The sequence below is a fragment of the Streptomyces sp. NPDC042259 genome (assembly GCF_055582085.1).
Genome location: NZ_JBVJDW010000001.1, coordinates 880,335 through 902,137, shown reverse-complemented (window position 1 = coordinate 902,137; position 21,803 = coordinate 880,335). Strand labels below are relative to the sequence as shown.

Below are 21,803 nucleotides of genomic sequence, written 5' to 3'. Positions count from 1 at the left end.
CCGGGGAGGGATCCGGGGGGATTCGGGGAAGCCGATTCTGGGGGGAACGCGAGGGGCCCGGTCGTCGGACCGGGCCCCTCGAATTTTTTTCCGCCACGGTCCGAAACGGCGGTCCGAAACGATGGGCCGAAGCGGTGGCCCGAAGCGGTGGGTGGGCCGAAGCAAGAGTTATCCACGGGCCCGAACGCCTGTCGGACCCGGGCGGTACCTTCGGGACATGGTGCAACTGGCAGTGGTCGAAGGGGTCCTCGAGCGGATCACCTACGCCAACGAGGAGAGCGGTTACACGGTCGCCCGGGTCGACACCGGCCGTGGCGGCGGCGATCTCCTCACCGTCGTGGGCTCCCTGCTCGGTGCCCAGCCCGGCGAGTCGCTGCGACTGGAGGGCCGCTGGGGCTCCCACCCGCAGTACGGGCGGCAGTTCACCGTGGAGAACTACACGACGGTGCTGCCCGCCACGATCCAGGGCATCCGCCGCTATCTGGGCTCCGGCCTCATCAAGGGCATCGGCCCGAGGATCGCCGACCGCATCGTCACGCACTTCGGCACGGACACCCTGGAGATCATCGAGGAGGATCCGAAGCGCCTCATCGAGGTGCCCGGGCTCGGCCCCAAGCGCACCGAGTCCATCGGTGCCGCCTGGGAGGAGCAGAAGGCCATCAAGGAGGTCATGGTCTTCCTCCAGGGCGTCGGCGTCTCCACCTCCATCGCCGTGCGGATCTACAAGAAGTACGGCGACGCCTCGATCTCCGTCGTCCGCAACCAGCCCTACCGCCTGGCCGCCGACGTGTGGGGCATCGGCTTCCTGACCGCCGACCGCATCGCCCAGTCCGTGGGGATCCCGCACGACAGCCCCGAGCGGGTCAAGGCCGGTCTCCAGTACGCCCTGTCCCAGTCGACCGACCAGGGCCACTGCTACCTCCCCGAGGAGCGGCTGATCGCGGACGCCGTGAAGCTGCTCCAGGTCGACACCGGGCTCGTCATCGACTGTCTCGCCGAACTCGCCGCCGACGAGGAGGGCGTGGTCCGCGAGCCGGTCCCCGGGCCCGAGGGCGGGGCGCCCGTCACCGCCGTCTATCTCGTCCCCTTCCACCGTGCCGAGCTGTCGCTCGCCGGGCAGCTGACCCGGCTGCTGCGGACCGAGGAGGACCGGCTCGCCGTCTTCCAGGACGTCGAGTGGGACAAGGCCCTGGCCTGGCTCGCCGACCGCACCGGCGCCGAACTCGCCCCGGAGCAGCAGCAGGCGGTCCGGCTGGCCCTGTCGAAGAAGGTCGCGGTCCTCACCGGTGGCCCCGGCTGCGGCAAGTCCTTCACCGTGCGGTCCGTGGTCGAGCTGGCCCGCGCCAAGAAGGCCAAGGTGGTGCTCGCCGCCCCCACCGGGCGGGCCGCCAAGCGGCTGTCCGAGCTGACCGGCGCCGAGGCCTCCACCGTGCACCGGCTGCTGGAGCTCAAGCCCGGCGGAGACGCCGCCTACGACCGGGACCGGCCGCTGGACGCCGATCTGGTGGTGGTCGACGAGGCCTCCATGCTCGACCTCCTGCTCGCCAACAAGCTGGTCAAGGCCGTGCCGCCGGGCGCCCATCTGCTGCTCGTCGGGGACGTCGACCAGCTTCCCTCGGTCGGCGCGGGCGAGGTGCTCCGCGATCTCCTCGCCCCGGGCGGCCCCGTGCCCGCGGTCCGGCTCACCCGGATCTTCCGGCAGGCGCAGCAGTCCGGCGTGGTGACCAACGCCCACCGCATCAACTCCGGGGTGCCGCCCATCACTCAGGGGCTGGCGGACTTCTTCCTCTTCCCCGAGGAGGACACCGAGGAGGCGGGCCGGCTCACCGTCGACGTGGCGGCCCGGCGCATTCCCGCGAAGTTCGGCCTCGACCCCCGCCGCGACATCCAGGTGCTGGCCCCGATGCACCGCGGCCCGGCCGGCGCCGGCACCCTCAACGGTCTGCTCCAGCAGGCCATCACCCCCGCCCGCCCCGACCTGCCGGAGCGGCGCTTCGGCGGCCGGGTCTTCCGGGTCGGCGACAAGGTCACCCAGATCCGCAACAACTACGAGAAGGGGCGGAACGGCGTCTTCAACGGCACGGTCGGGGTGGTCACCGCCCTCGACGCCGACGAGCAGCGGCTGACCGTGCGCACCGACGAGGACGAGGAGGTCGGCTACGACTTCGACGAGCTCGACGAACTCGCCCACGCCTACGCGGTGACCATCCACCGGTCACAGGGCAGCGAGTACCCCGCGGTGGTGATCCCGGTCACCACCGGGGCCTGGATGATGCTCCAGCGCAATCTTCTCTATACCGCGGTAACCCGGGCAAAGCGGCTGGTGGTGCTGGTGGGCTCGCGGAAGGCGCTCGGGCAGGCGGTACGCACGGTGTCGGCCGGTAAGCGCTGCACGGCGCTGGATCACCGGCTCGGAGGTGGTGTTCGTCTCGGCTGAGTTTATTAATCCGGGCGAAGGGGGCAGGATGGGCAGGCTGGGCGGCACTGAGTGCCGCCTTTAGGCCCTATGGCCGACCCCGAGTGCACGTGCATCGTCCAAATGGGGGAAGGTAGGGGTAGTCAGGGCACCTCGAAGAAGAGGCACAACGTCGGTGAGGGATGACGTGAGCGACAACTCTGTAGTACTGCGGTACGGGGACGGCGAATACACCTACCCGGTGGTCGACAGCACCGTCGGCGACAAGGGCTTCGATATCGGCAAGCTCCGCGCCCAGTCCGGTCTGGTGACCCTGGACTCCGGTTACGGCAACACCGCCGCCTACAAATCCGCGATCACCTACCTCGACGGTGAGCAGGGCATCCTGCGCTACCGCGGTTACCCGATCGAGCAGCTCGCCGAGCGCAGCACGTTCCTCGAGACGGCGTTCCTGCTGATCAACGGCGAACTGCCGACCGTCGACGAGATGGCGGCGTTCCAGGGTGAGATCACCCAGCACACGCTGCTGCACGAGGACGTCAAGCGGTTCTACGACGGCTTCCCGCGTGACGCCCACCCGATGGCGATGCTGTCGTCCGTCGTCAGCGCGCTGTCGACGTTCTACCAGGACAGCCACAACCCCTTCGACGAGCAGCAGCGCCACCTGTCGACGATCCGGCTGCTGGCCAAGCTCCCGACGATCGCGGCGTACGCGTACAAGAAGTCGATCGGTCACCCGGTCGTCTACCCGCGCAACGACCTCGGCTACGTCGAGAACTTCCTGCGCATGACCTTCTCGGTGCCCGCCGCCGAGTACGACCTCGACCCGGTCGTCGTCAGCGCGCTCGACAAGCTGCTGATCCTGCACGCCGACCACGAGCAGAACTGCTCCACGTCGACCGTGCGCCTGGTCGGCTCCTCGCAGGCGAACATGTTCGCCTCGATCTCCGCCGGCATCAGCGCCCTGTGGGGCCCCCTGCACGGTGGCGCCAACCAGTCGGTCCTGGAGATGCTCGAGGGCATCAAGGCCAACGGCGGCGATGTCGACTCCTTCATCCGCAAGGTGAAGAACAAGGAGGACGGCGTCCGCCTGATGGGCTTCGGCCACCGGGTGTACAAGTCCTTCGACCCGCGCGCGAAGATCATCAAGGCTGCGGCGCACGACGTCCTCTCGGCCCTCGGCAAGTCCGACGAGCTGCTGGACATCGCGCTCAAGCTGGAGGAGCACGCGCTCTCCGACGACTACTTCGTCTCGCGCAACCTCTACCCGAACGTGGACTTCTACACCGGTCTGATCTACCGGGCGATGGGCTTCCCCACCGAGATGTTCACCGTGCTCTTCGCGCTCGGCCGGCTGCCCGGCTGGATCGCCCAGTGGCACGAGATGATCAAGGAGCCGGGTTCCCGCATCGGCCGCCCGCGCCAGATCTACACCGGCGTCGTCGAGCGCGACTTCATCCCGGTCGAGCAGCGCTGACGCCCGTCCAGGCCGGTACGTAGTCGGTTCGTAGCCGCACGGGAAGGCGCCCTGCCCCTTCGGGGGTGGGGCGCCTTCCCGTTGTATGGACCAACGAGAAGGCGCCCCGGCTCCGATCCCCCCACGGGTCGGAGCCGGGGCGCCTTCCGTTCCCCGGTTCGGATTCCCCCCACGGGATCCGGCCGGGCGCCTCGGCGTGCCGGGCGCGTGGCACCGGCGGACGCGATCTGCCGGGACGCGTACGGGAGGGCCGCTCAAAGCTCCCCAGGTACGTGCCCCGGCCACGCGTGGCCGGTTTCGTCCCCCAAGACGATCCAGCACTGCATGGTTAGACCATTCACCCCCCTCAATGGTTACCTGCATATTGCTGTGATCTAGGTCTCTTGCCATAACTGGACGTAAAAGGGCAAGCCTCCCGCCCGCCAATTGCCTGCGGCGCTGTGGGGGTGTTGTGTCGGTTATGTGGCTGTGCTGTGTCCTCAAGCGCCGGACGGGCTGCTGTGCTGTGTCCTCAAGCGCCGGACGGGCTGCTGTGCTGTGTCCTCAAGCGCCGGACGGGCTGGGAAACCCAGCCCGTCCGGGGCACCTCCCGGCGGTAGCTGGGGGAGCTTGAGGACGCGCCCGCAGGGCGCCCGCCGTCGCAGACGGCCAAGGGTCAGGAGAACCGCCGCAGCCGCAGGCTGTTCGTTACCACGAATACCGACGAGAAGGCCATCGCCGCTCCCGCGATCATCGGGTTCAGCAGCCCGGCCGCCGCCAGCGGCAGCGCGGCGACGTTGTAGCCGAAGGCCCAGAAGAGGTTGCCCTTGATGGTCGCGAGCGTCCGGCGCGCGAGCCGGATCGCGTCCGCGGCCACGCGGAGATCGCCCCGGACGAGCGTGAGATCGCCCGCCTCGATGGCGGCGTCCGTGCCCGTGCCCATCGCCAGGCCCAGATCGGCCGCGGCCAGGGCCGCCGCGTCATTGACGCCGTCGCCGACCATCGCGACCGTACGGCCCCCGGCCTGGAGCCGCCGCACGACGTCTACCTTGTCCTGCGGCATGACCTCGGCGATCACCTCGTCGATGCCGACCTCGGCCGCCACCGCATCGGCGACCGCCTTGTTGTCGCCCGTCAGCAGCACCGGCGTCAGCCCGAGCGCCCGCAGTTCGGCCACGGCCCGGGCGCTCGTGTCCTTGACGGTGTCCGCGACGGCGAGGGCACCGCGTGCCCGCCCGTCCCAGGCGACCAGCATCGCCGTGCGGCCCGCGTGCCGCGCGGTGGACACCGCCCGCGCCAGCTCGTCGGGCAGCTCGATGCCCCGCCGGGTGAGCAGTGCCTCGCGGCCGACCAGCACCTCGCGGCCCTCGACGACGCCGTGCACGCCGAGCCCCGGCACGTTCTCGAACCGCTCCGGCGCCGGCAGCGTGCCGACCCGCCCGGCGGCGGCCTGTGCCACGGCCCGTGCGACCGGGTGCTCGGAGGCGTGCTCCAGCGCCCCGGCGTACCGGAGCAGCTCGCGTGCGTCCACGCCCGGTGCGGGCACTACGTCATGGAGGCCCATGCGGCCGGTGGTGACCGTGCCGGTCTTGTCCAGGACGACCGTGTCCACCCGGCGGGTGGACTCCAGTACCTCCGGCCCCTTGATGAGGATGCCGAGCTGCGCGCCCCGGCCGGTGCCCACCATCAGGGCCGTGGGCGTGGCGAGGCCCAGGGCGCAGGGGCAGGCGATGATCAGTACGGCCACGGCGGCGGTGAAGGCCGCGGTGGCGCCGGAGCCGACCAGCAGCCAGCCGGCCAGGGTGCCGAGCGCGAGCAGCAGCACCACGGGGACGAAGACGCCGGAGACGCGGTCGGCGAGGCGCTGCACCTCGGCCTTCCCGTTCTGCGCGTCCTCGACGAGCTTGGCCATCCGGGCCAGCTGGGTGTCCGAGCCGACCCGGACGGCCTCGACGACGAGGCGCCCGGAGACGTTCACCGTCGCGCCGGTCACCGGGTCGCCGACGGTAACGTCCAAGGGCACCGACTCACCGGTGAGCATCGAGACATCGACCGCCGAGGCGCCCTCGATGACCGTGCCGTCGGTGGCGATCGTCTCCCCGGGCCGTACGACGAACCGGTCACCGGCCGCCAGCCGGGAGACTGGCACCCGCCGCTCCCGCCCGTCGCGCAGCACGCTCACGTCCTTGGCGCCCAGCTCCAGCAGCGCCCGCAGCGCGGCCCCCGCCCTCCGCTTGGAGCGGGCCTCCAGGAAGCGCCCGGCGAGGATGAACGTGGTCACCCCGGCCGCCGCCTCCAGATAGACGGCCGACGAGCCGTCCGTCCGCGAGACGGTGAGGTCGAAGCCGTGCCGCATGCCCGGCATGCCCGCCGTGCCGAGGAACAGCGCCCACAGGGACCAGCCGAAGGCGGCCAGGGTGCCGATCGACACGAGGGTGTCCATGGTGGCCGTGCCGTGCCGGGCGTTGGTCCAGGCCGCCCGGTGGAAGGGAAGTCCGCCCCAGACGACGACGGGGGAGGCCAGCGTCAGCGACAGCCACTGCCAGTTGTCGAACTGCAGCGCGGGGACCATCGCCATCAGGACGACCGGGACGGACAGCGCCAGCGAGACGGCCAGCCGCTGCCGCGGGCCGCCCGCCTCCCCGCCGCCGTCGCTGTGGACCGCCGCGGCGGCCTCCGGCTCCGGCGGGCGGGGCACCTCGGCGGTGTAACCCGTCCTCTCGACGGTCGCGATGAGGTCGGTGACGTCCACCCCCGGCCCGAAGGCCACCCGTGCCCGCCCGGTGGCGAAGTTGACGGTGGCCTCGACCCCGTCCATCCGGTTGAGCTTCTTCTCCACGCGGGCGGCACACGACGCGCACGTCATGCCGCCGACGGTCAGTTCCACCTCGGTGGTGGGCGGTGTCGTCGGGGTGGTCGTCGTGCGGGTGGGGGGCGGGCTGGTCATCGCGTCGCTCCTGGCGGGCGGGCGGGGATACGGGCGGGTCAGACGCGGCCGGTCAGTTCGTAACCGGCCTCGTCGACGGCGGCGCGGACGGCGTCGTCGTCCAGCGGGGCGGTGGCGGTCACGGTGACCTGGCCGGTGGCGGCGACGGCCTGGACGGAGGTGACGCCCGGGAGGGCGGTGAGTTCGCTGGTCACCGCGGACTCGCAGTGGCCGCAGGTCATGCCGGTGACGCGGTAGACGGTGGTGGAGGCGGTGTTCGTCCCGGAGGTCATGGTGGTGGCTCCTCGGTAGGTTTCGGTCAACTCGACTACATCAACACCTTACCCCCTAGGGGTATTCCTTCGAGGGCCGGTACCGGAGTTTTCCACCCGCCCGTGCACCCGCCCGCACCTGCCCGCGCTCCGCCCGCACCCGCCCGTGCGCCCGCCCGCGCCCCCAACGGAACGGGCCCCAGATCGAGGGGGAGCTCGACCTGGGGCCCGGCTTGTGGGGTGGGGGTGAGGGGCGGGTGAGGGGGTGGGAGTGGTGATGGAGGGGTCAGTCCTTCGGTCCGCGCCGGGAACGGTTGCCGGGCCGCCGGGCGACCCAGGCGCGGATCGTGTCCGCGAACCAGTAGGGCTTGCCGCCCTCGGTGAGGTCGGGCGCGGGGAGCAGTCCGTGCTTGCGGTAGGACCGCACGGTGTCGGTCTGCACTCCGATGTGCGCCGCGATTTCCTTGTAGGACCAGAGCCGACGGTCGGTCATCTGTCGCGCCTCTCCGCTGCGCCGCAGCCACGGAGGGGGGATCCGTCGGGAAGCTGCGGCGCGGCCTGCTTGATCACTGAGCCTGCCCCCAATGAACGACGCAGAGTGACGGGGCGAGCGGGGCTGTCGTGCGCCTGTGACGGAAGGGGCATGTAAGCGTGACCGCTGTGACGAAGAGGTGACACGGAGTCAGTCATGCTCTGGGGTAAGCATGGCTCGGCCAGGGGCAGGGGAGCGGCCGGGAGAAGGGCTGCGGGCAGCGTCAGGGGAACGGGATCCCCGCCCGTTCGGCCACCTCCGCCGGCCGTACGGGCCGGCCCTCCCGCCGGGACAGCTCGCACGCTTCCGCGACGACCAGCGCGCGCAGCCCCTCCTCTCCGGAACAAGGGTTGGGCACCTCGCCACGTGCCGCCCGGACGAAGGCGGCCAGCTCGGCGCGGTACGCGCCCTCGAACCGCTCCAGGAAGCCGCGCCACGGCCGTTCGGGCGCCCCCGGGCCGCCCGGCTCGGCCGATCTCATGGGCGTACGGGCGTCGAGCCCGACCACCCACTGGTCGCGCTCGCCGGACAGCTCCGTCCGCACGTCGTACCCGGCGCCGTTGTAACGGGTGGCGGTCGCGGTGACGAGCGTGTCGTCGTCCAGGGTGAGCAGCACGGCCGCCGTGTCCACGTCACCGGCCTCGCGGAAGAACGCCGCTCCGTGGTCCGTGCCCCGCGCGTAGACCTCCCGCACTTCACGGCCCGTCAGCCAGCGCACGGTGTCGAAGTCGTGGATGAGACAGTCGCGGACCAGCCCGCCGGACAGCGGCAGGAACTCCGCCGGTGGCGGCGCCGCGTCCGAGCTGACGGCCCGGATCGTGTGCACCCGGCCCAGCCGCCCGGACCGCAACGCCTCCCGGGCGGCCCGGAACCCGGCGTCGAAGCGCCGCTGGAATCCCATCTGCAACAGCGTCCCCGCCGCCTCGACCTCGCGCAGCGCGCGGACCGTGCGGTCCAGGTCGAGGGCGATCGGCTTCTCGCAGAACGTGGGCAGGGCGTGGCGGGCCGCGGCCGTGATCAGATCGGCGTGCGCGGCCGTGGCCGTGGTGATCACCACGGCGTCCACGTCCCGGAGGACGGCCTCGGTGGTCGCGGCCGCCCGGCCGCCGGTCCGCTCGGCGAGCGCGGCGGCCCGCGCCGGATCGGCGTCGGCGATGACGAGGGCGTCGACCCCGTCGGTCCGCGCCAGCGCGGTGGCGTGAAACGTGCCGATGCGGCCCGCTCCCAGGAGTCCGATCCGCATGGGGGTGCCTCCGTTTCGTCTGCGGGTGGGCCGGCGGCGGGTGTGGGCCTGCGGCGCCGCCGCCCCGAGGTGGGGGCCCGGTACGTCAGCGGTACAGCGCCGGGCGTTCCGGCAGTTCCACCGTCACACGCGCCCCCGTGGCCTGCGCCCGCACGCCCGCCTCGCAGACCACCGCGGCCGCGTAGCCGTCCCAGACGCCGGGGCCCTCGACCAGGCCGCGCCGGGTGGCGTCGACCCAGTGGCGGACCTCGCGGTCGTACGCGTCCTCGAAGCGCTGACGGAAGTCCGGCGCGATCTCCCCGCCCCACCGGCCGTCGGCATGCACGGTCAGCCCGTGCGCGTCCCCGATCACCGCCGTGCCCCGCTCGCCGACCGCTTCGCAGCGCACCTGGTAGCCGAAGCCGCAGTTGACGAAGATCTCGACGTCGACGAGCGCGCCGCCGGAGGTCTCGAAGAGGACGAACTGAGGATCGCCCAGCGCGCCGGGCGCCACCGAGGAGGGGGCGGGCCTGTGGACCGTGACGGCGGTGATCTCCTGGTCGAGCAGCCAGCGCGTGGCGTCGATCTCGTGCACCACCGAGTCGTTGATCATCATCTGTTCGGTGAAGCCGGGCGGCGTGGACGTATTGCGGTGGCGGCAGTGCAGTATCAGCGTCCGGCCGAGCCCGCCCGCGTCCAGCAGCGACTTCAGCCGCGTGTACTCCGCGTCGTAGCGGCGCATGAAGCCGACCTGCACCCGCCGGTGACCCAACCGGGTCTCCGCCTCCAGGACGCGGAGCGCGGACGCGGCGTCCGGGGTGAGCGGCTTCTCGCACAGCACCGGCAGATCGCGGTCGAGCGCTTCGAGCAGCGCGGCCTCGTGGGCCGGGCCGGGCGAGGCGATGAGGACGGCGTCCACGTCGTCGGCGGCCATGGCGGCGGCCGGGTCCGTGTAGGCGGTGGCGCCGTCGAGGGCTTCGGCGATCCGCGCGGCGCGGTCGCCGTCGATGTCCACCACGGCGGCGACCCGGGCCCCGCCGACGACCTCGTCGAGCCGGCGGACGTGGTCCGCGCCCATCCTGCCCGTACCGATTACGGCTACGCCGAGTGTTCCTCGCTGCGTCATGGCTTTCCTCGTTCTCTTCGTCCGGCCGTCTTTAGCCGGCGGCTCGCCCACCGTTTTGTCCTCAAGCGCCGGACGGGCTTGCTGTGCTGTGTCCTCAAGCGCCGGACGGGCTGGTGTGTTCTGTCCTCAAGCGCCGGGCGGGCTGCTGTGCTGTGCCCTCAGCGCCGGGCGGGCTGTGGTCTACACGCCGCACGTGCGCAGGTAGCCGCGGGTGCGGCGGGCGATGGGGAACGGACGGTCCGGGGGGCAGGGGTACATGTCCTGTTCGACGATGGCGAAGAGGTCGGCGTCGAGCGTGCGGGCGGCGGCCAGGACGGGTTCCAGGGCCGGTACCCCGCGCGGCGGTTCGCACATCACCCCGCGCCGGACGGCGGGACCGAAGGCGGTGCCCTCGGCGAGGACGTCCGCGAGGATCACCGGGTCCACCTGCTTGAGGTGGAGGTAGCCGATCCGCTCGCCGTAGGTCTCGATGAGCTTGACACTGTCCCCGCCGCAATAGGCGTAGTGCCCGGTGTCCAGGCACAGGTTCACCAGAGCGGGGTCGGTGGCGTCGAGGAAGCGCTCGACGTGCGCCTCGGTGTCGATGTGGGTGTCGGCGTGCGGGTGGACGACGATGTCGAGCCCGTAGTGCTCGCGCACCTCGCGGGCCAGCCGTTCCGTGCCGCTGGTGAGGTGACGCCACTGCTCGGCGGTCAGCTCGGGGCTCTCGATCGGCTCGGCGGTCTTGTCGTCGCGCCAGAAGGAGGGAATGACGACGAGGTGGCCCGCGCCCGTCGCCCGGGTCAGCTCGGCGACCCGCGCGACGTGGGCCCAGGTGGCGTCCCAGGTCGCCGGGCCCCGGTGCAGGGCCGTGAACACCGTGCCGGCGGAGACGCGCAGACCGCGCCGCTGGGTCTCGTCGCGCAGCAGGGCCGGATCGGTGGGGAGGTAGCCGTACGGGCCGAGTTCGATCCACGCGTAACCCGCCTCGGCCACCTCGTCGAGGAAGCGGTGCCAGGGAATCTGCACCGGGTCGTCGGGGAACCAGACGCCCCACGAGTCCGGCGCGGAGCCGACCCGGATCCGGCCGGGGGAGCCGGGGGCCGGGGAACCGGAGGCCGAGGAGGAGGGAGAAGGGGAGTGGGCGGCGGGCATGCGGCGGCTCTCCTCTCGCCGGTCGGCGGTGACCGGTCAAGGGCTGGTTCTCCCGTGCCGAAGGGCAAGGGGCGGGGTTGTCCGGTAGCTTCCCCGCCGGGCCGACGGGGTGTCAAGGCTTCGTCCGGACATATGGACGTACAGTCAATGCCTTTCGGGGGACGTCCATATGTAAGGACAAATCCTTGACAGGGCACGTGTGCCCGGCTAGACCTGACCGGAGCCGACCGGACCGGATCCGTGCGGCGGAAGGACGGAGATGGCAGACATGAGCGAACCGGCCGGGCCGCCCGCGCCGAACGAGCCGCCCGCGCCGTACGACCTGCTCACGATGGGCCGCGTCGGGGTCGACCTCTACCCGCTCGAAACCGGTGTGCCGCTGGAACGGGTGGAGACCTTCGGGCGGTTCCTGGGCGGCTCGCCCGCCAATGTCGCGGTCGCCGCCGCCCGGCTGGGACGGCGTACGGCCCTCATCAGCCGTACGGGGCAGGACCCGTTCGGCGAGTACGTCCACCGGGCTCTGCGCGAATTCGGCGTCGACGACCGGCTGGTGACCACCACCCCCGCGTACCCCACCCCGCTCACCTTCTGCGAGATCTTCCCGCCCGACGACTTCCCCCTCTACTTCTACCGGCGGCCCAAGGCACCGGACATGGAGCTGCGCGCCGGTGAACTCGACCTGGACGCGGTGTGCGGGGCCCGGATCTTCTGGATGACCGGCACCGGCCTCGCCGAGGAGCCGAGCCGCTCCGCCACGCTCGCCGCTCTGGAGGCACGTACGGCCGCCCGGACCGGGGGCGTCACCGTCTTCGACCTCGACTGGCGGCCGGTGTTCTGGGGAGAGGGGGGCCGGGAGATGCCCGGCAGGGCCCGCCCCTGGTACGCGAAGGCGCTCGCCCACGCGACCGTGGCCGTCGGCAATCTCGACGAGTGCGAGATCGCCACCGGCCTCCGCGATCCGGGCGAGTGCGCCCGGGCCCTGCTGGCCGCCGGGGTCGAACTCGCCGTCGTCAAGAGGGGCCCCGAAGGGGTGCTCGCCGCGCACCGGGACGGCACCGTCGCCGAGGTGCCACCGGTGGCGGTCGAGGTCGTCAACGGACTCGGCGCGGGTGACGCGTTCGGCGGCGCGCTGTGCCACGGGCTGCTCGCCGGCTGGGACCTCGAACGCGTCATCCGGTACGCCAACGCCGCCGGGGCGCTCGTCGCCTCCCGGCTCTCCTGCTCGGCCGCGATGCCCACCCCGGCCGAGATCGACGCACTCCTGGCCCGCCCGGGCGACCACCCGCGCCCCTGCGGCCCTTGATCCCCGTCCCCGCCCAGGACCCCCGCCAGTGAAAGAGGGCACCCGTTGAGCACCATCGGTATCCCCGACCTCGTGAAGGTGCGGAGCCGGCATCCCGAGGCCGTCGCCGAGGCGGCGGCCCGCCGGGCCCGGCGCCCGCTGGTCGGCGACAGCGGCCGGCTCCTGATCGTCGCCGCCGACCACACCGCGCGCGGCGTCCTCGCCGTCGGCGACCGCGCCCACGCCATGGCCAACCGGGCCGACCTGCTGGAACGACTGTGCCTCGCGCTCTCGCGCCCCGGCGTGGACGGGGTCCTCGGCACCGCCGACATCCTCGACGACCTGCTGCTGCTCGGCGCCCTCGAACACAAGGTCGTCATGGGGTCCATGAACCGCGGCGGACTCGCCGGCGCGGCCTTCGAGATGGACGACCGCTTCACCGGCCACCGCGCCGCCGACCTGGCCGGGCTCGGCTTCGACGCGGGCAAGCTGCTGCTGCGCATCGACTACGACGACCCCGGCTCGCTGCGCACGATGGTCGCCACCGCGCGCGCCATCGACGACATGGCCGCCCACCGGCTGCCCGTGTTCGTCGAACCCTTCCTCTCCCGGCGCGTCGCGGGCAAGGTCCACAACGATCTCAGCGCCGAGGCCGTCACCAAGTCCATCGTCATCGCCTCCGGGCTGGCCGGCACCTCCGCCTACACCTGGCTCAAGGTGCCGGTCACCGACGACGCCGGCGACATGGCGCGGGTGCTGGAGACCTCCACCCTCCCCACCGTGCTGCTCGGCGGCGACGTGGGCGACGACCAGGAGGCGGCGTACGAGAGATGGCGGGGCGCGCTGCGTCTGCCGACCGTGCAGGGGCTGGTGGTGGGGCGGGCGTTGCTGTATCCCTCCGACGGGGATGTGGCGGGTGCGGTGGACACCGCGGTGGGGCTGCTGTGACGGTTCGCCTTCGCCGGGAGGGGTTGTGCCGGTTGCACGCCGTTGCCCCCCAGCCGCGCTACGCGCGGTGTCCTCAATCGCGGGACGGGCTGGAACGACACGAGACGAGGACCGTATGACCTCCGCAGCGCACCACCTCCCCGCCGGCACGGCGACCGGCACCGACTACGCCCTCGACGTCACCCCCGAGCGCGCCGGCTGGCGCTACTCCTCCCTGCGCGTACTGGAGTTGCCCCCCGGCGGCAGCCACACCTTCCCCACCGGCGACAGCGAATGGATCGTGCTCCCCCTCGGCGGCGGCTGCGCGGTCGCCATCGACGGCGGCGAGACCTTCGACCTCCACGGCCGGGACAGCGTCTTCACCGCCGTCACCGACTTCGCCTACGTCCCCCGCGACACGCACGTCACCGTCACCTCCCCGGCCGGCGGCCGCTTCGCCCTCACCGGGGCGCGCTGCGAGCGCCGGCTGCCCGCCCGCTACGGGCCCGCCTCCGGTGTGCCCGTCGAACTGCGCGGCACCGGCAACTGCTCCCGGCAGGTCAACAACTTCGCCGCCGCGGACGTCTTCGCGTGCGACCGGCTCATCGCCGTCGAAGTGCTCACCCCCGGCGGCAACTGGTCCTCCTACCCGCCGCACAAGCACGACGAGCACCACCCCGGTGTCGAAGCGGAGCTGGAGGAGATCTACTACTTCGAGATCGCCGGCGACCGCGGCCTGGGCTACCAGCGGGTGTCGCCGTCGAGGGAGAAGGGGACGGATGTCCTCGCCGAAGTCCGCGGCGGTGACACCGTGCTGATCCCCGACGGCTGGCACGGCCCGTCCATGGCCGCGCCCGGCCACGACATGTACTACCTCAACGTCATGGCCGGGCCGGGCGCCGAGCGGCAGTGGCTGATCCGCGACCACCCCGACCACGCCTGGATCCGCGACACCTGGCCCGAGCGGCCCGTGGACCCACGACTGCCCCTCTACCCCGCCCGCCGGGAACCCGCCCAGGGAGACGCCCGATGACCACCCGACGCCGCACGGTCGCCCAGGCCCTCGTCGCCTTCCTCGCCCACCAGTACACCGAGCGCGACGGCCGGCGGCAACGGCTGATCGGCGCCTGCTGGGGGATCTTCGGCCACGGCAACGTCGCCGGCATCGGGCAGGCCCTGCTGGAGTCCGAGGGCGCCCTGCCCTACCTCCAGGGCCGCAACGAACAGGCCATGGTGCACGCCGCCGTCGGCTACGCCCGCCAGCGCGACCGGCTCGCCGCGCACGCCGTCACCACGTCCATCGGCCCCGGCGCCACCAACCTCGTCACCGGTGCCGCGCTCGCCACGGTCAACCGGCTGCCCGTCCTGCTGCTGCCCGGCGACACCTTCGCCACCCGGCCCGCCGACCCCGTCCTCCAGCAGCTCGAACACCCCGGCGCGGGCGACGTCTCCGTCAACGACTGTCTGCGCCCCGTCTCCCGCTACTTCGACCGGATCACCCGCCCCGAGGCGCTGATCCCCGCCGCCCTGACGGCCATGCGGGTGCTGGCCGACCCCGCCGAGACCGGGGCCGTCACCCTCGCCCTGCCGCAGGACGTCCAGACCGAGGCGTACGACTGGCCCGAGGAGTTCTTCGCCGACCGCGTCTGGCACGTGCGCCGCCCGGCGCCCGACCCGGCCGCGACCGCCGGGGCGGCGGCCGTCGTGCGGGCCGCCCGGCGCCCCCTGATCGTCGCGGGCGGCGGCGTCCACCACAGCGAGGCCGAGGACGCCCTGCGCGCCCTGGCCGAGGCGACCGGCATCCCCGTCGCCTCGACCCAGGCGGGCAAGGGCGCGCTGCGCCACGACCACCCGGCCGACGTCGGCGGCATCGGACACACGGGCACGGCCGTCGCCGACGAACTGGCCCGCACCGCCGACGTGGTCCTCGGCGTCGGCACCCGCTACAGCGACTTCACCACCGCCTCCGCGACCCTCTTCGCGCCCGGCGTCCGCTTCGTCAACCTCAACATCACCTCCTTCGACGCCCACAAGCTCGCCGCCCTGCCGCTGACCGCCGACGCCCGCACCGGACTGGAGGCCCTCACCGAGGCCCTGGCCGGGTACCGGGTGCCGGCCCCGTACGCGAGGGAGTACGCCGCCGGGAAGGCCTCCTGGGAAGCGGAGGTCGAGCGCGCGTACGCCGTGCCGGACCCGGGCGCCCGCCCCACCCAGGCCCAGGTACTGGGCGCGCTGGACGCCGTCGTCGGCGACGACGACGTGATCGTCAACGCGGCGGGCTCGCTCCCCGGCGATCTGCACAAGCTGTGGCGGGCCCGCTCCCGCCGCCAGTACCACCTGGAGTACGGCTACTCCTGCATGGGCTACGAGATCCCCGCCGCGATCGGCGTCCGGCTGGCCGCCCCCGACCGGCCCGTATGGGCGCTCGTCGGCGACGGCACGTACCTGATGATGCCCACCGAACTCGTCACCGCCGTCCAGGAGAACCTGCCGATCAAGGTCGTCCTGATCCAGAACCACGGCTACGCTTCCATCGGCGGCCTCTCGGAGGCGGTCGGCGCCGAACGCTTCGGCACGGCCTACCGCTACCGGGCCGCCGACGGCACGTACACCGGCGACCCGCTGCCCGTGGACCTGGCCGCCAACGCCGCCTCCCTCGGCATGGTCGTACTGCGCGCCCGCACGGCCGGTGAGCTGCGCACGGCACTCGCGCAGGCACGCGCCTCGGACCGGCCCACATGTGTCTACGTGGAGACCGAAACAGCCGACAGTGTGTCCGGGGCGCCCCCCGCCCAGGCGTGGTGGGATGTGCCTGTCGCCGAGACCGCGACCCGCCCGGCGGCCGTCGCGGCCCGCCGCGTGTACGAGCGTCACGCCGCCGCCCGCCGCCGTCACCTGGGAACGTAAGAGAGGTCGCAGCAGATGAAGACCGTCAACCACTGGATCGGCGGCACGTCCGTCGAGGGTGCCTCCGGCGCGTTCGGCCAGGTCACCGACCCGGCCACCGGTGCCGTCACCACCCGGGTCGCGTTCGCGTCCGCCGAGGAGGTCGACGCGGCCGTCGCGGCGGCCAAGGCCGCGTTCGGCACCTGGGGCACGTCCTCGCTGGCGGCGCGCACCGCCGTACTCTTCCGCTACCGCGCCCTGCTCGACGCCCACCGCGACGAACTCGCCGAGCTGATCACCGCCGAGCACGGCAAGGTGCACTCCGACGCGCTCGGCGAGGTCGCCCGCGGCCTGGAGATCGTCGAGCTGGCCTGCGGAATCACCCTCCAGCTCAAGGGCGAGCTGTCCACCCAGGTGTCCGGCGGCGTGGACGTCGCCTCGATCCGTCAGCCGCTCGGCGTCGTCGTGGGCATCACCCCGTTCAACTTCCCGGCCATGGTGCCGATGTGGATGTTCCCGCTCGCCATCGCCTGCGGCAACACCTTCGTCCTCAAGCCCAGCGAGAAGGACCCCTCCGCCGCGCTGCGCCTGGCCGAACTCGCCGCCGAGGCCGGGCTGCCGGACGGTGTGCTGAACGTCGTGCACGGTGACAAGGCCGCCGTCGACCGGCTGCTGGAACACCCGGACGTCGCGGCGGTCTCCTTCGTCGGCTCCACGCCCGTCGCCCGTCACATCCACGGCGTGGCCACGGCCCACGGCAAGCGCGTCCAGGCCCTCGGCGGCGCCAAGAACCACATGCTGGTCCTCCCCGACGCCGATCTCGACGCCGCCGCCGACGCTGCCGTCTCGGCCGCCTACGGCTCGGCCGGTGAGCGCTGCATGGCGATCTCGGCGGTCGTCGCGGTGGGCGACACGGGTGACGCGCTCGTAGCGAAGATCCGCGACCGCGCCGAGAAGATCAAGATCGGTCCCGGCAGCGACCCCACGTCCGAGATGGGCCCGCTGATCACCAAGGCCCACCGCGACAAGGTCGCCTCCTACGTGCACGGCGCGGCCGCCCAGGGCGCCGAGGTCGTCCTCGACGGCACGGGCTTCACCGTCGAGGGCCACGAGGACGGCCACTGGATCGGCCTTTCCCTGCTGGACAAGGTGTCCACCGACGCGGACGCCTACCGCGACGAGATCTTCGGCCCCGTCCTGTGCGTGCTGCGCGCTGCCACCTACGAGGAGGGCATCGCCCTGATCAACTCCTCGCCCTGGGGCAACGGCACCGCCATCTTCACCCGCGACGGCGGCGCGGCCCGCCGCTTCCAACTGGAGGTCGAGGCGGGCATGGTGGGCGTCAACGTCCCCATCCCGGTGCCGGTCGGCTACCACTCCTTCGGCGGCTGGAAGGACTCGATCTGCGGCGACCACCACATCTACGGCAACGACGGTGTCCGCTTCTACACCCGGGGCAAGGTCGTCACCACGCGCTGGCCGGACCCGGAGGACGGCGGCGTCGACCTGGGCTTCCCCAGCCACCGCTGACCCGCCGCCCGGCGGTCTCCCCCACGCGGGGGAGACCGCTCACGCGCGCCGGGGGGTCCGGCCGGCCGGGCCCGGCCGGTTGACCGGCGGGCATGAAGGACTCCACACGCACCCCCACGCGCACCCGGACGCTCCGCCGCCTCGTCACCCCTGGGTCTGCTCGCCGGCCCGCTGGTCCCCACGGCGCGGGCGGCCGACCACCGCGCACACCTGACGGATCTGACACCCGAGGCCCGCACCCGCGCCGAGACGACGCTCGGCCGGTGGGCGGGGCGGTAACCGGGCGACCGGCCCCCCGCTTCCGTGGTGCCGCCCCCTTCTCACCGGTTCGGTGGAATCGGAGGCGCGGCCCGCATGGGGAAGACGGCCCGACGGTATGGTCCCGGCATGAGCGGTCGCCGCTGCCCCGTCGTCTCGCTCCTGTCCCGTATCCCCCTCGCGCGAGCGCGCGCCGGCAAGGGCCGTTCCCCCGGATCGTCGCTGCCGGACTCGGTGTTGGTCGCCCTGCGGCGGGAGGGGCTGGACCCCGTCGTCGGCCGGGGGCGCGAGAACGGGGCCGAGCCGATCACCAGGGTGGCGGGACGGTTCGGCGTCGACGTCTGGCTCGTCACCGGCCGCGAGGAGGTCAAGGCGGTCCTCGGCGGGGCGGACGCGTTCAGCAGCGACTTCTCCGGTCTGGTGGGGAAGGCGGGCGTCAAGGCGGGACAGCACCCCGGGGGGCTCGGATTCAGCGACCCGCCCGAGCACACGAGGCTGCGCCGCCTGCTGACACCGGAGTTCACCGTGCGGCGGCTCGGCAGGCTCGCCCCCGTCATCGACGAGATCATCGGGGCCCGGCTCGACGCGATGGCGGCCCAGCCGGGCCCCGTCGACCTGGTGACGTCGTTCGCGCTGCCCGTCCCGGCCCTGACGCTCTGCGAACTGCTCGGGGTGCCGCACGCGAGCCGCCCGGAATTCCAGGAACTGAGCGTGGCCCACTTCGACGCCTCAACCGGGCTGGACGGCCTGTTCGGCGCCACCTCCGCGTCCCTGGCGCAGCTGACGGAATGGGTGCGACAGCAAAGGGCGTCCCCCGGTGACGGTCTGCTGGGCATGCTCGTACGCGAGCACGGCGACGAGATCGACGACCGGGAACTCGCCGGGCTGGCCGACGGGGTGCTGACCGGCGGGCTGGAGACGACGGCGAGCATGCTGGCCCTGGGATTCCTCGTCCTGCTGGGGAACCCCGCGCTGTGCCGCCGGGTCCGGGACGGGGAGGCGGCCGTCGACGGCCTGGTGGAGGAACTCCTGCGCCACCTCTCGGTCGTCCAGGTGGCGTTCCCGCGATTCGCCCGGCGGGACGTCGTCGTCTCCGGCGTGCGCATCGCCAAGGGGGACGTGGTGCTGTGCTCCCTCAGTGCCGCCAACCGCGCCGGGCCCCCGGGCCCCGGCGCGACGGAATTCGACCCGGCCCGGCCCGTCGCGCCCCACCTGGCCTTCGGTCACGGCGTCCATCGGTGTATCGGCGCGGAACTGGCGAGGATGGAGCTACGGGCCGCCTACCCCGCGCTGATACGCCGGTTCCCCGCCGCGCGACTGGCGGTCGAGCCGGACGGCCTGGACTTCCGGCAGCTGTCCATCGTCTACGGGGTACGGTCCCTGCCGGTCTTCCTCGCCTGACGGCCCGGCCACGCGCCCGGCCCGGGCAGCCACCAGTTCGCCCGGCCCGCGAGCTGCATCACGGCGGGCACGAGCAGCGCCCGGATGACGGTGCAGTCCAGCAGGACGGCCACCGCCAGCCCGGTGCCGACGACCTGGAGGTGCAGCAGGTCCGACAGCGCGAGCGAGGCCATCACGGTCGCGAACACGACGGCCGCCGAGGTGAACAGCCGCCCGCTGTGCTGCAGTCCGGTGGCAACGGCCACCGACGTCGACGCTCCCCGGCGGTGCTCCTCGACGATGCGCGACAACAGGAACATCTCGTAGTCCATGGAGAGACCGAACGCGACCGAGAACATCAACGGAGCGATCACATCGGTGACCCCCGCGCCCTGGGGCCCGAAGAACGGCCCGGACGACCACCCCTCCTGGAAGACGGCGACCAGGATCCCGAACGTCGCCAGCAGGCTCAGGGCGTTCAACAGCAGCGCCTTGACCGGGATGAGGAGGCTGCGGGTGAACAGCAGGAGCAGCACGAAGGTGGCGCAGGCGGCGAAACCGACGGCGAGGGGCAGCCGGGAGGCCAACGCGCGCTCGACGTCGTCCAGTTGCGCACCCGCCCCGCCCACGAGCACCGCCGCCGGGGCGGGGACCGCGCGCAGCCGCGCGGCCAGCCGGCTGCCCTGCGGCGTCAGCCCGTCCAGCGGGAGGGGCCCCGCCGAGGGGGCGGAGGGTCTCGTGGCGGAAGGGAGGACCGACAGCCATGTGGCGCCACCGGTCGTGAACCGCTCCGCCGCACCGGGCGGGAGCGCCGACGTCCGTCCCCGCCGGTAGGCACCGGTGGCCGTGTCCACCCGCTCCACACCCGGCACGTGGGACAGGCGGCGGGCGAAGCCGTCGAGCGCGTCCCCGGAACGCGTGGCACGCGGGCCGAGCAGAACGACGGACGGCCGGTCCGACACGGTCGCCGCGAAGGCGTCCCGCACCTCCTGGGACGTCCGGGCGACGGGGGAGGACCGGGGGAGCAGCCGGTCGCCGTACATGCCGAACTTCGTCAGGGCGGACGGCGCGGCCAGGAGCCCGAGCAGGAGCAGCACGCCCACCGCGACCGCCGCCGGCCTCCGCGTCACCCAGATCGCCAGCCGGTACCAGGCGCCCGCCCCCTCGGCGGTGAGCGCCCTGCGACGCGGCCGCAGCCGGGCGAAGACGTCCCACCGGTTGACGCGCTCCCCGAGCAGCACCAGCAGCGCGGGAACCACCAGCAGCACCCCCGCGACGGAGGCCAGCACCACCGCGACACCGCCATAGGCGATCGACCGGACCAGGGGGAGCGGAAAGACGAGCAGCGTGCACAGGCACACGGCGACGATGGCCCCGGAGAACACCACGGCCCGCCCGGCCGTCCGCAGCGTCACCCGCACGGCCGGGCCGGATGCCGCCCCCCGCTCCAGTTCCGCACGGAAACGGCTGACCAGGAACAGGCAGTAGTCCACGGCGAGTCCGAAACCCAGGGCGGTGGTGATGTTGAGAGCGAACGCCGACACGGCGGTCACCTCGGTCAGCAGGCGCAGGAACGCCGTGGTGCCGACGACCGCGAGCACGCCCACCGCCACCGGGATCAGCGCCGCCACCGCGCTCCCGAACGTCCACAGCAGGACCAGCAGCACCAGCGGCATGGCGACGATCTCGGCCAGACGCAGGCCCCGCTCGCTGAGGCGGTCGCTCTCGGAGAGGACGGCGAGCCGGCCGGCGGCGGAGACGCGCAGCGGCCCGGACCTCCCGGTGTACCGGGCGACGACGTCGTCACCGGCGGCGCGGGAGGCGCGTTCGTCCCCCCGGAACCGCACCAGCACCAGGGCACGGTGCCCGTCGGCCGTACGCAGCTCGGGGACACGCCGGGGCCAGTAACTACGGACCCAGGCGGTGCGGGGGTCGGCCGCGAGCCGGGCGGTGAGCCTTCGGCCGTAGGCTGTGGCTCGCGTCTCGTCGACCGTCCCCGAGCCGTTTCCCGAGCCGGGGGCCGTGGCGAGCAGCGTCAGATGCGGCTCCCCGGCACCGAAGCGGGAGACCAGGGCGGCGTCGGCGCGGACGGACTGGGCCGAGGCGGGCAGGATGGCCTCGGCCGATAGCCGCGCGTGGATCCCGAACGCGCCCATGGCGGCCACACCGCCAAACAGGGACACCAGGAGCAACACGACCCACGCGCGGCGTTGGCCTGCGGCCGGGCTGCGCGGGGTGGGCTTCACGCCTCTGTTTAGCGGGTCGGCAAGTGCGGTCGCAAGAGCGGCCGTTGGCGATGACGTGGCCGGTTGTGCCGTCTCTCGCCTGACGGACGGCTCTTCGGCTGCGGGCCGTCGTGGCCGCCTGCGGCGGCGGGCGCCCTGCGGGCGCGTCCTCAATCGCCGGACGGGCTTGATTCGGCTGAGGCCGTCCCCATCGGCCAAAGCAAAGCCCAA

At 72.9% G+C, this 21,803-nt stretch carries 15 protein-coding genes; 8 read left to right on the top strand and 7 right to left on the bottom strand.

The annotated features are described in order from the left end of the window. Window positions 1-217 precede the first annotated feature (217 nt). Both recD2 and ACZ6MA_RS04050 read left to right on the top strand, forming a co-directional pair. Window positions 218-2,437, top strand: coding sequence for an SF1B family DNA helicase RecD2 (recD2, locus tag ACZ6MA_RS04055; RefSeq protein WP_469430842.1), 2,220 nt, complete (start codon window positions 218-220; stop codon window positions 2,435-2,437). Window positions 2,438-2,603: 166 nt separating this feature from the next. After that, window positions 2,604-3,893 (top strand): citrate synthase, encoded by a 1,290-nt coding sequence (locus ACZ6MA_RS04050; protein WP_469430840.1) that lies wholly within the window; start codon window positions 2,604-2,606, stop codon window positions 3,891-3,893. Between the two features lie 655 nt (window positions 3,894-4,548). On the opposite strand, the gene ACZ6MA_RS04045 is transcribed toward ACZ6MA_RS04050, so the two are convergent. The 6 genes from ACZ6MA_RS04045 to ACZ6MA_RS04020 all read right to left on the bottom strand — a co-directional run bounded on the left by ACZ6MA_RS04045 (window position 4,549) and on the right by ACZ6MA_RS04020 (window position 11,084). Then, window positions 4,549-6,819 (bottom strand): heavy metal translocating P-type ATPase, encoded by a 2,271-nt coding sequence (locus tag ACZ6MA_RS04045; RefSeq protein ID WP_469430838.1) that lies wholly within the window; start codon window positions 6,817-6,819, stop codon window positions 4,549-4,551. A 38-nt stretch (window positions 6,820-6,857) separates the two neighbouring features. Further along, complete coding sequence (locus ACZ6MA_RS04040; protein WP_469430836.1) at window positions 6,858-7,091, bottom strand: heavy-metal-associated domain-containing protein; 234 nt, start codon at window positions 7,089-7,091, stop codon at window positions 6,858-6,860. 265 nt (window positions 7,092-7,356) lie between these two features. Next, window positions 7,357-7,563 carry a helix-turn-helix transcriptional regulator gene (locus tag ACZ6MA_RS04035; protein WP_466915451.1) on the bottom strand — a complete coding sequence of 69 codons (207 nt, stop codon included), beginning with the start codon at window positions 7,561-7,563 and terminating at the stop codon, window positions 7,357-7,359. Window positions 7,564-7,825: 262 nt separating this feature from the next. Then, window positions 7,826-8,845, bottom strand: coding sequence for a Gfo/Idh/MocA family protein (locus ACZ6MA_RS04030; protein ID WP_469430834.1), 1,020 nt, complete (start codon window positions 8,843-8,845; stop codon window positions 7,826-7,828). A gap of 85 nt (window positions 8,846-8,930) precedes the next feature. After that, on the bottom strand, window positions 8,931-9,950 hold the full coding sequence (locus ACZ6MA_RS04025) for a Gfo/Idh/MocA family protein (protein ID WP_469430833.1): 1,020 nt from the start codon (window positions 9,948-9,950) through the stop codon (window positions 8,931-8,933). A 180-nt stretch (window positions 9,951-10,130) separates the two neighbouring features. Next, entirely contained in the window at window positions 10,131-11,084 is a 954-nt protein-coding gene (locus ACZ6MA_RS04020) for a sugar phosphate isomerase/epimerase family protein (protein WP_469430831.1), read from the bottom strand. 259 nt (window positions 11,085-11,343) lie between these two features. On the opposite strand from ACZ6MA_RS04020, the gene iolC reads away from it, so the two are divergent. The 6 genes from iolC (at window position 11,344) to ACZ6MA_RS03990 (ending at window position 19,368) form a co-directional block, all read left to right on the top strand. Further along, window positions 11,344-12,387 carry a 5-dehydro-2-deoxygluconokinase gene (iolC, locus tag ACZ6MA_RS04015; RefSeq protein WP_469430830.1) on the top strand — a complete coding sequence of 348 codons (1,044 nt, stop codon included), beginning with the start codon at window positions 11,344-11,346 and terminating at the stop codon, window positions 12,385-12,387. Window positions 12,388-12,432: 45 nt separating this feature from the next. Next, window positions 12,433-13,314 (top strand): Cgl0159 family (beta/alpha)8-fold protein, encoded by an 882-nt coding sequence (locus ACZ6MA_RS04010; protein WP_469430828.1) that lies wholly within the window; start codon window positions 12,433-12,435, stop codon window positions 13,312-13,314. A gap of 115 nt (window positions 13,315-13,429) precedes the next feature. Further along, complete coding sequence (iolB, locus tag ACZ6MA_RS04005; protein ID WP_469430827.1) at window positions 13,430-14,326, top strand: 5-deoxy-glucuronate isomerase; 897 nt, start codon at window positions 13,430-13,432, stop codon at window positions 14,324-14,326. After that, the gene (gene iolD, locus ACZ6MA_RS04000; RefSeq protein WP_469430825.1) at window positions 14,323-16,200 is read left to right on the top strand and encodes a 3D-(3,5/4)-trihydroxycyclohexane-1,2-dione acylhydrolase (decyclizing); all 1,878 of its coding nucleotides are present in this window, start codon (window positions 14,323-14,325) and stop codon (window positions 16,198-16,200) included. The genes iolB and iolD overlap by 4 nt, the downstream gene beginning before the upstream one ends. 15 nt (window positions 16,201-16,215) lie before the next feature. Further along, the gene (locus tag ACZ6MA_RS03995; protein WP_469430824.1) at window positions 16,216-17,709 is read left to right on the top strand and encodes a CoA-acylating methylmalonate-semialdehyde dehydrogenase; all 1,494 of its coding nucleotides are present in this window, start codon (window positions 16,216-16,218) and stop codon (window positions 17,707-17,709) included. A gap of 387 nt (window positions 17,710-18,096) precedes the next feature. Further along, on the top strand, window positions 18,097-19,368 hold the full coding sequence (locus tag ACZ6MA_RS03990) for a cytochrome P450 (protein WP_469430823.1): 1,272 nt from the start codon (window positions 18,097-18,099) through the stop codon (window positions 19,366-19,368). Here ACZ6MA_RS03990 and ACZ6MA_RS03985 read toward each other — a convergent pair. Continuing rightward, a complete protein-coding gene (locus ACZ6MA_RS03985; protein ID WP_469430821.1) occupies window positions 19,332-21,530 on the bottom strand; it encodes an MMPL family transporter in 2,199 nt (732 codons plus the stop codon). The genes ACZ6MA_RS03990 and ACZ6MA_RS03985 overlap by 37 nt on opposite strands. Window positions 21,531-21,803: the final 273 nt, after the last annotated feature.

Bases quoted from the DNA above. Each gene is read 5' to 3' on its own strand.
- ACZ6MA_RS04035 (WP_466915451.1), bottom strand. From the start codon at position 7,563: ATGACCGACCGTCGGCTCTGGTCCTACAAGGAAATCGCGGCGCACATC.
- iolB (WP_469430827.1), top strand. From the start codon at position 13,430: ATGACCTCCGCAGCGCACCACCTCCCCGCCGGCACGGCGACCGGCACC.
- ACZ6MA_RS04025 (WP_469430833.1), bottom strand. From the start codon at position 9,950: ATGACGCAGCGAGGAACACTCGGCGTAGCCGTAATCGGTACGGGCAGG.
- iolD (WP_469430825.1), top strand. From the start codon at position 14,323: ATGACCACCCGACGCCGCACGGTCGCCCAGGCCCTCGTCGCCTTCCTC.
- ACZ6MA_RS03990 (WP_469430823.1), top strand. From the start codon at position 18,097: ATGAGCGGTCGCCGCTGCCCCGTCGTCTCGCTCCTGTCCCGTATCCCC.
- iolC (WP_469430830.1), top strand. From the start codon at position 11,344: ATGGCAGACATGAGCGAACCGGCCGGGCCGCCCGCGCCGAACGAGCCG.
- ACZ6MA_RS03995 (WP_469430824.1), top strand. From the start codon at position 16,216: ATGAAGACCGTCAACCACTGGATCGGCGGCACGTCCGTCGAGGGTGCC.
- ACZ6MA_RS04040 (WP_469430836.1), bottom strand. From the start codon at position 7,091: ATGACCTCCGGGACGAACACCGCCTCCACCACCGTCTACCGCGTCACC.
- recD2 (WP_469430842.1), top strand. From the start codon at position 218: ATGGTGCAACTGGCAGTGGTCGAAGGGGTCCTCGAGCGGATCACCTAC.
- ACZ6MA_RS04030 (WP_469430834.1), bottom strand. From the start codon at position 8,845: ATGCGGATCGGACTCCTGGGAGCGGGCCGCATCGGCACGTTTCACGCC.
- ACZ6MA_RS04045 (WP_469430838.1), bottom strand. From the start codon at position 6,819: ATGACCAGCCCGCCCCCCACCCGCACGACGACCACCCCGACGACACCG.
- ACZ6MA_RS04020 (WP_469430831.1), bottom strand. From the start codon at position 11,084: ATGCCCGCCGCCCACTCCCCTTCTCCCTCCTCCTCGGCCTCCGGTTCC.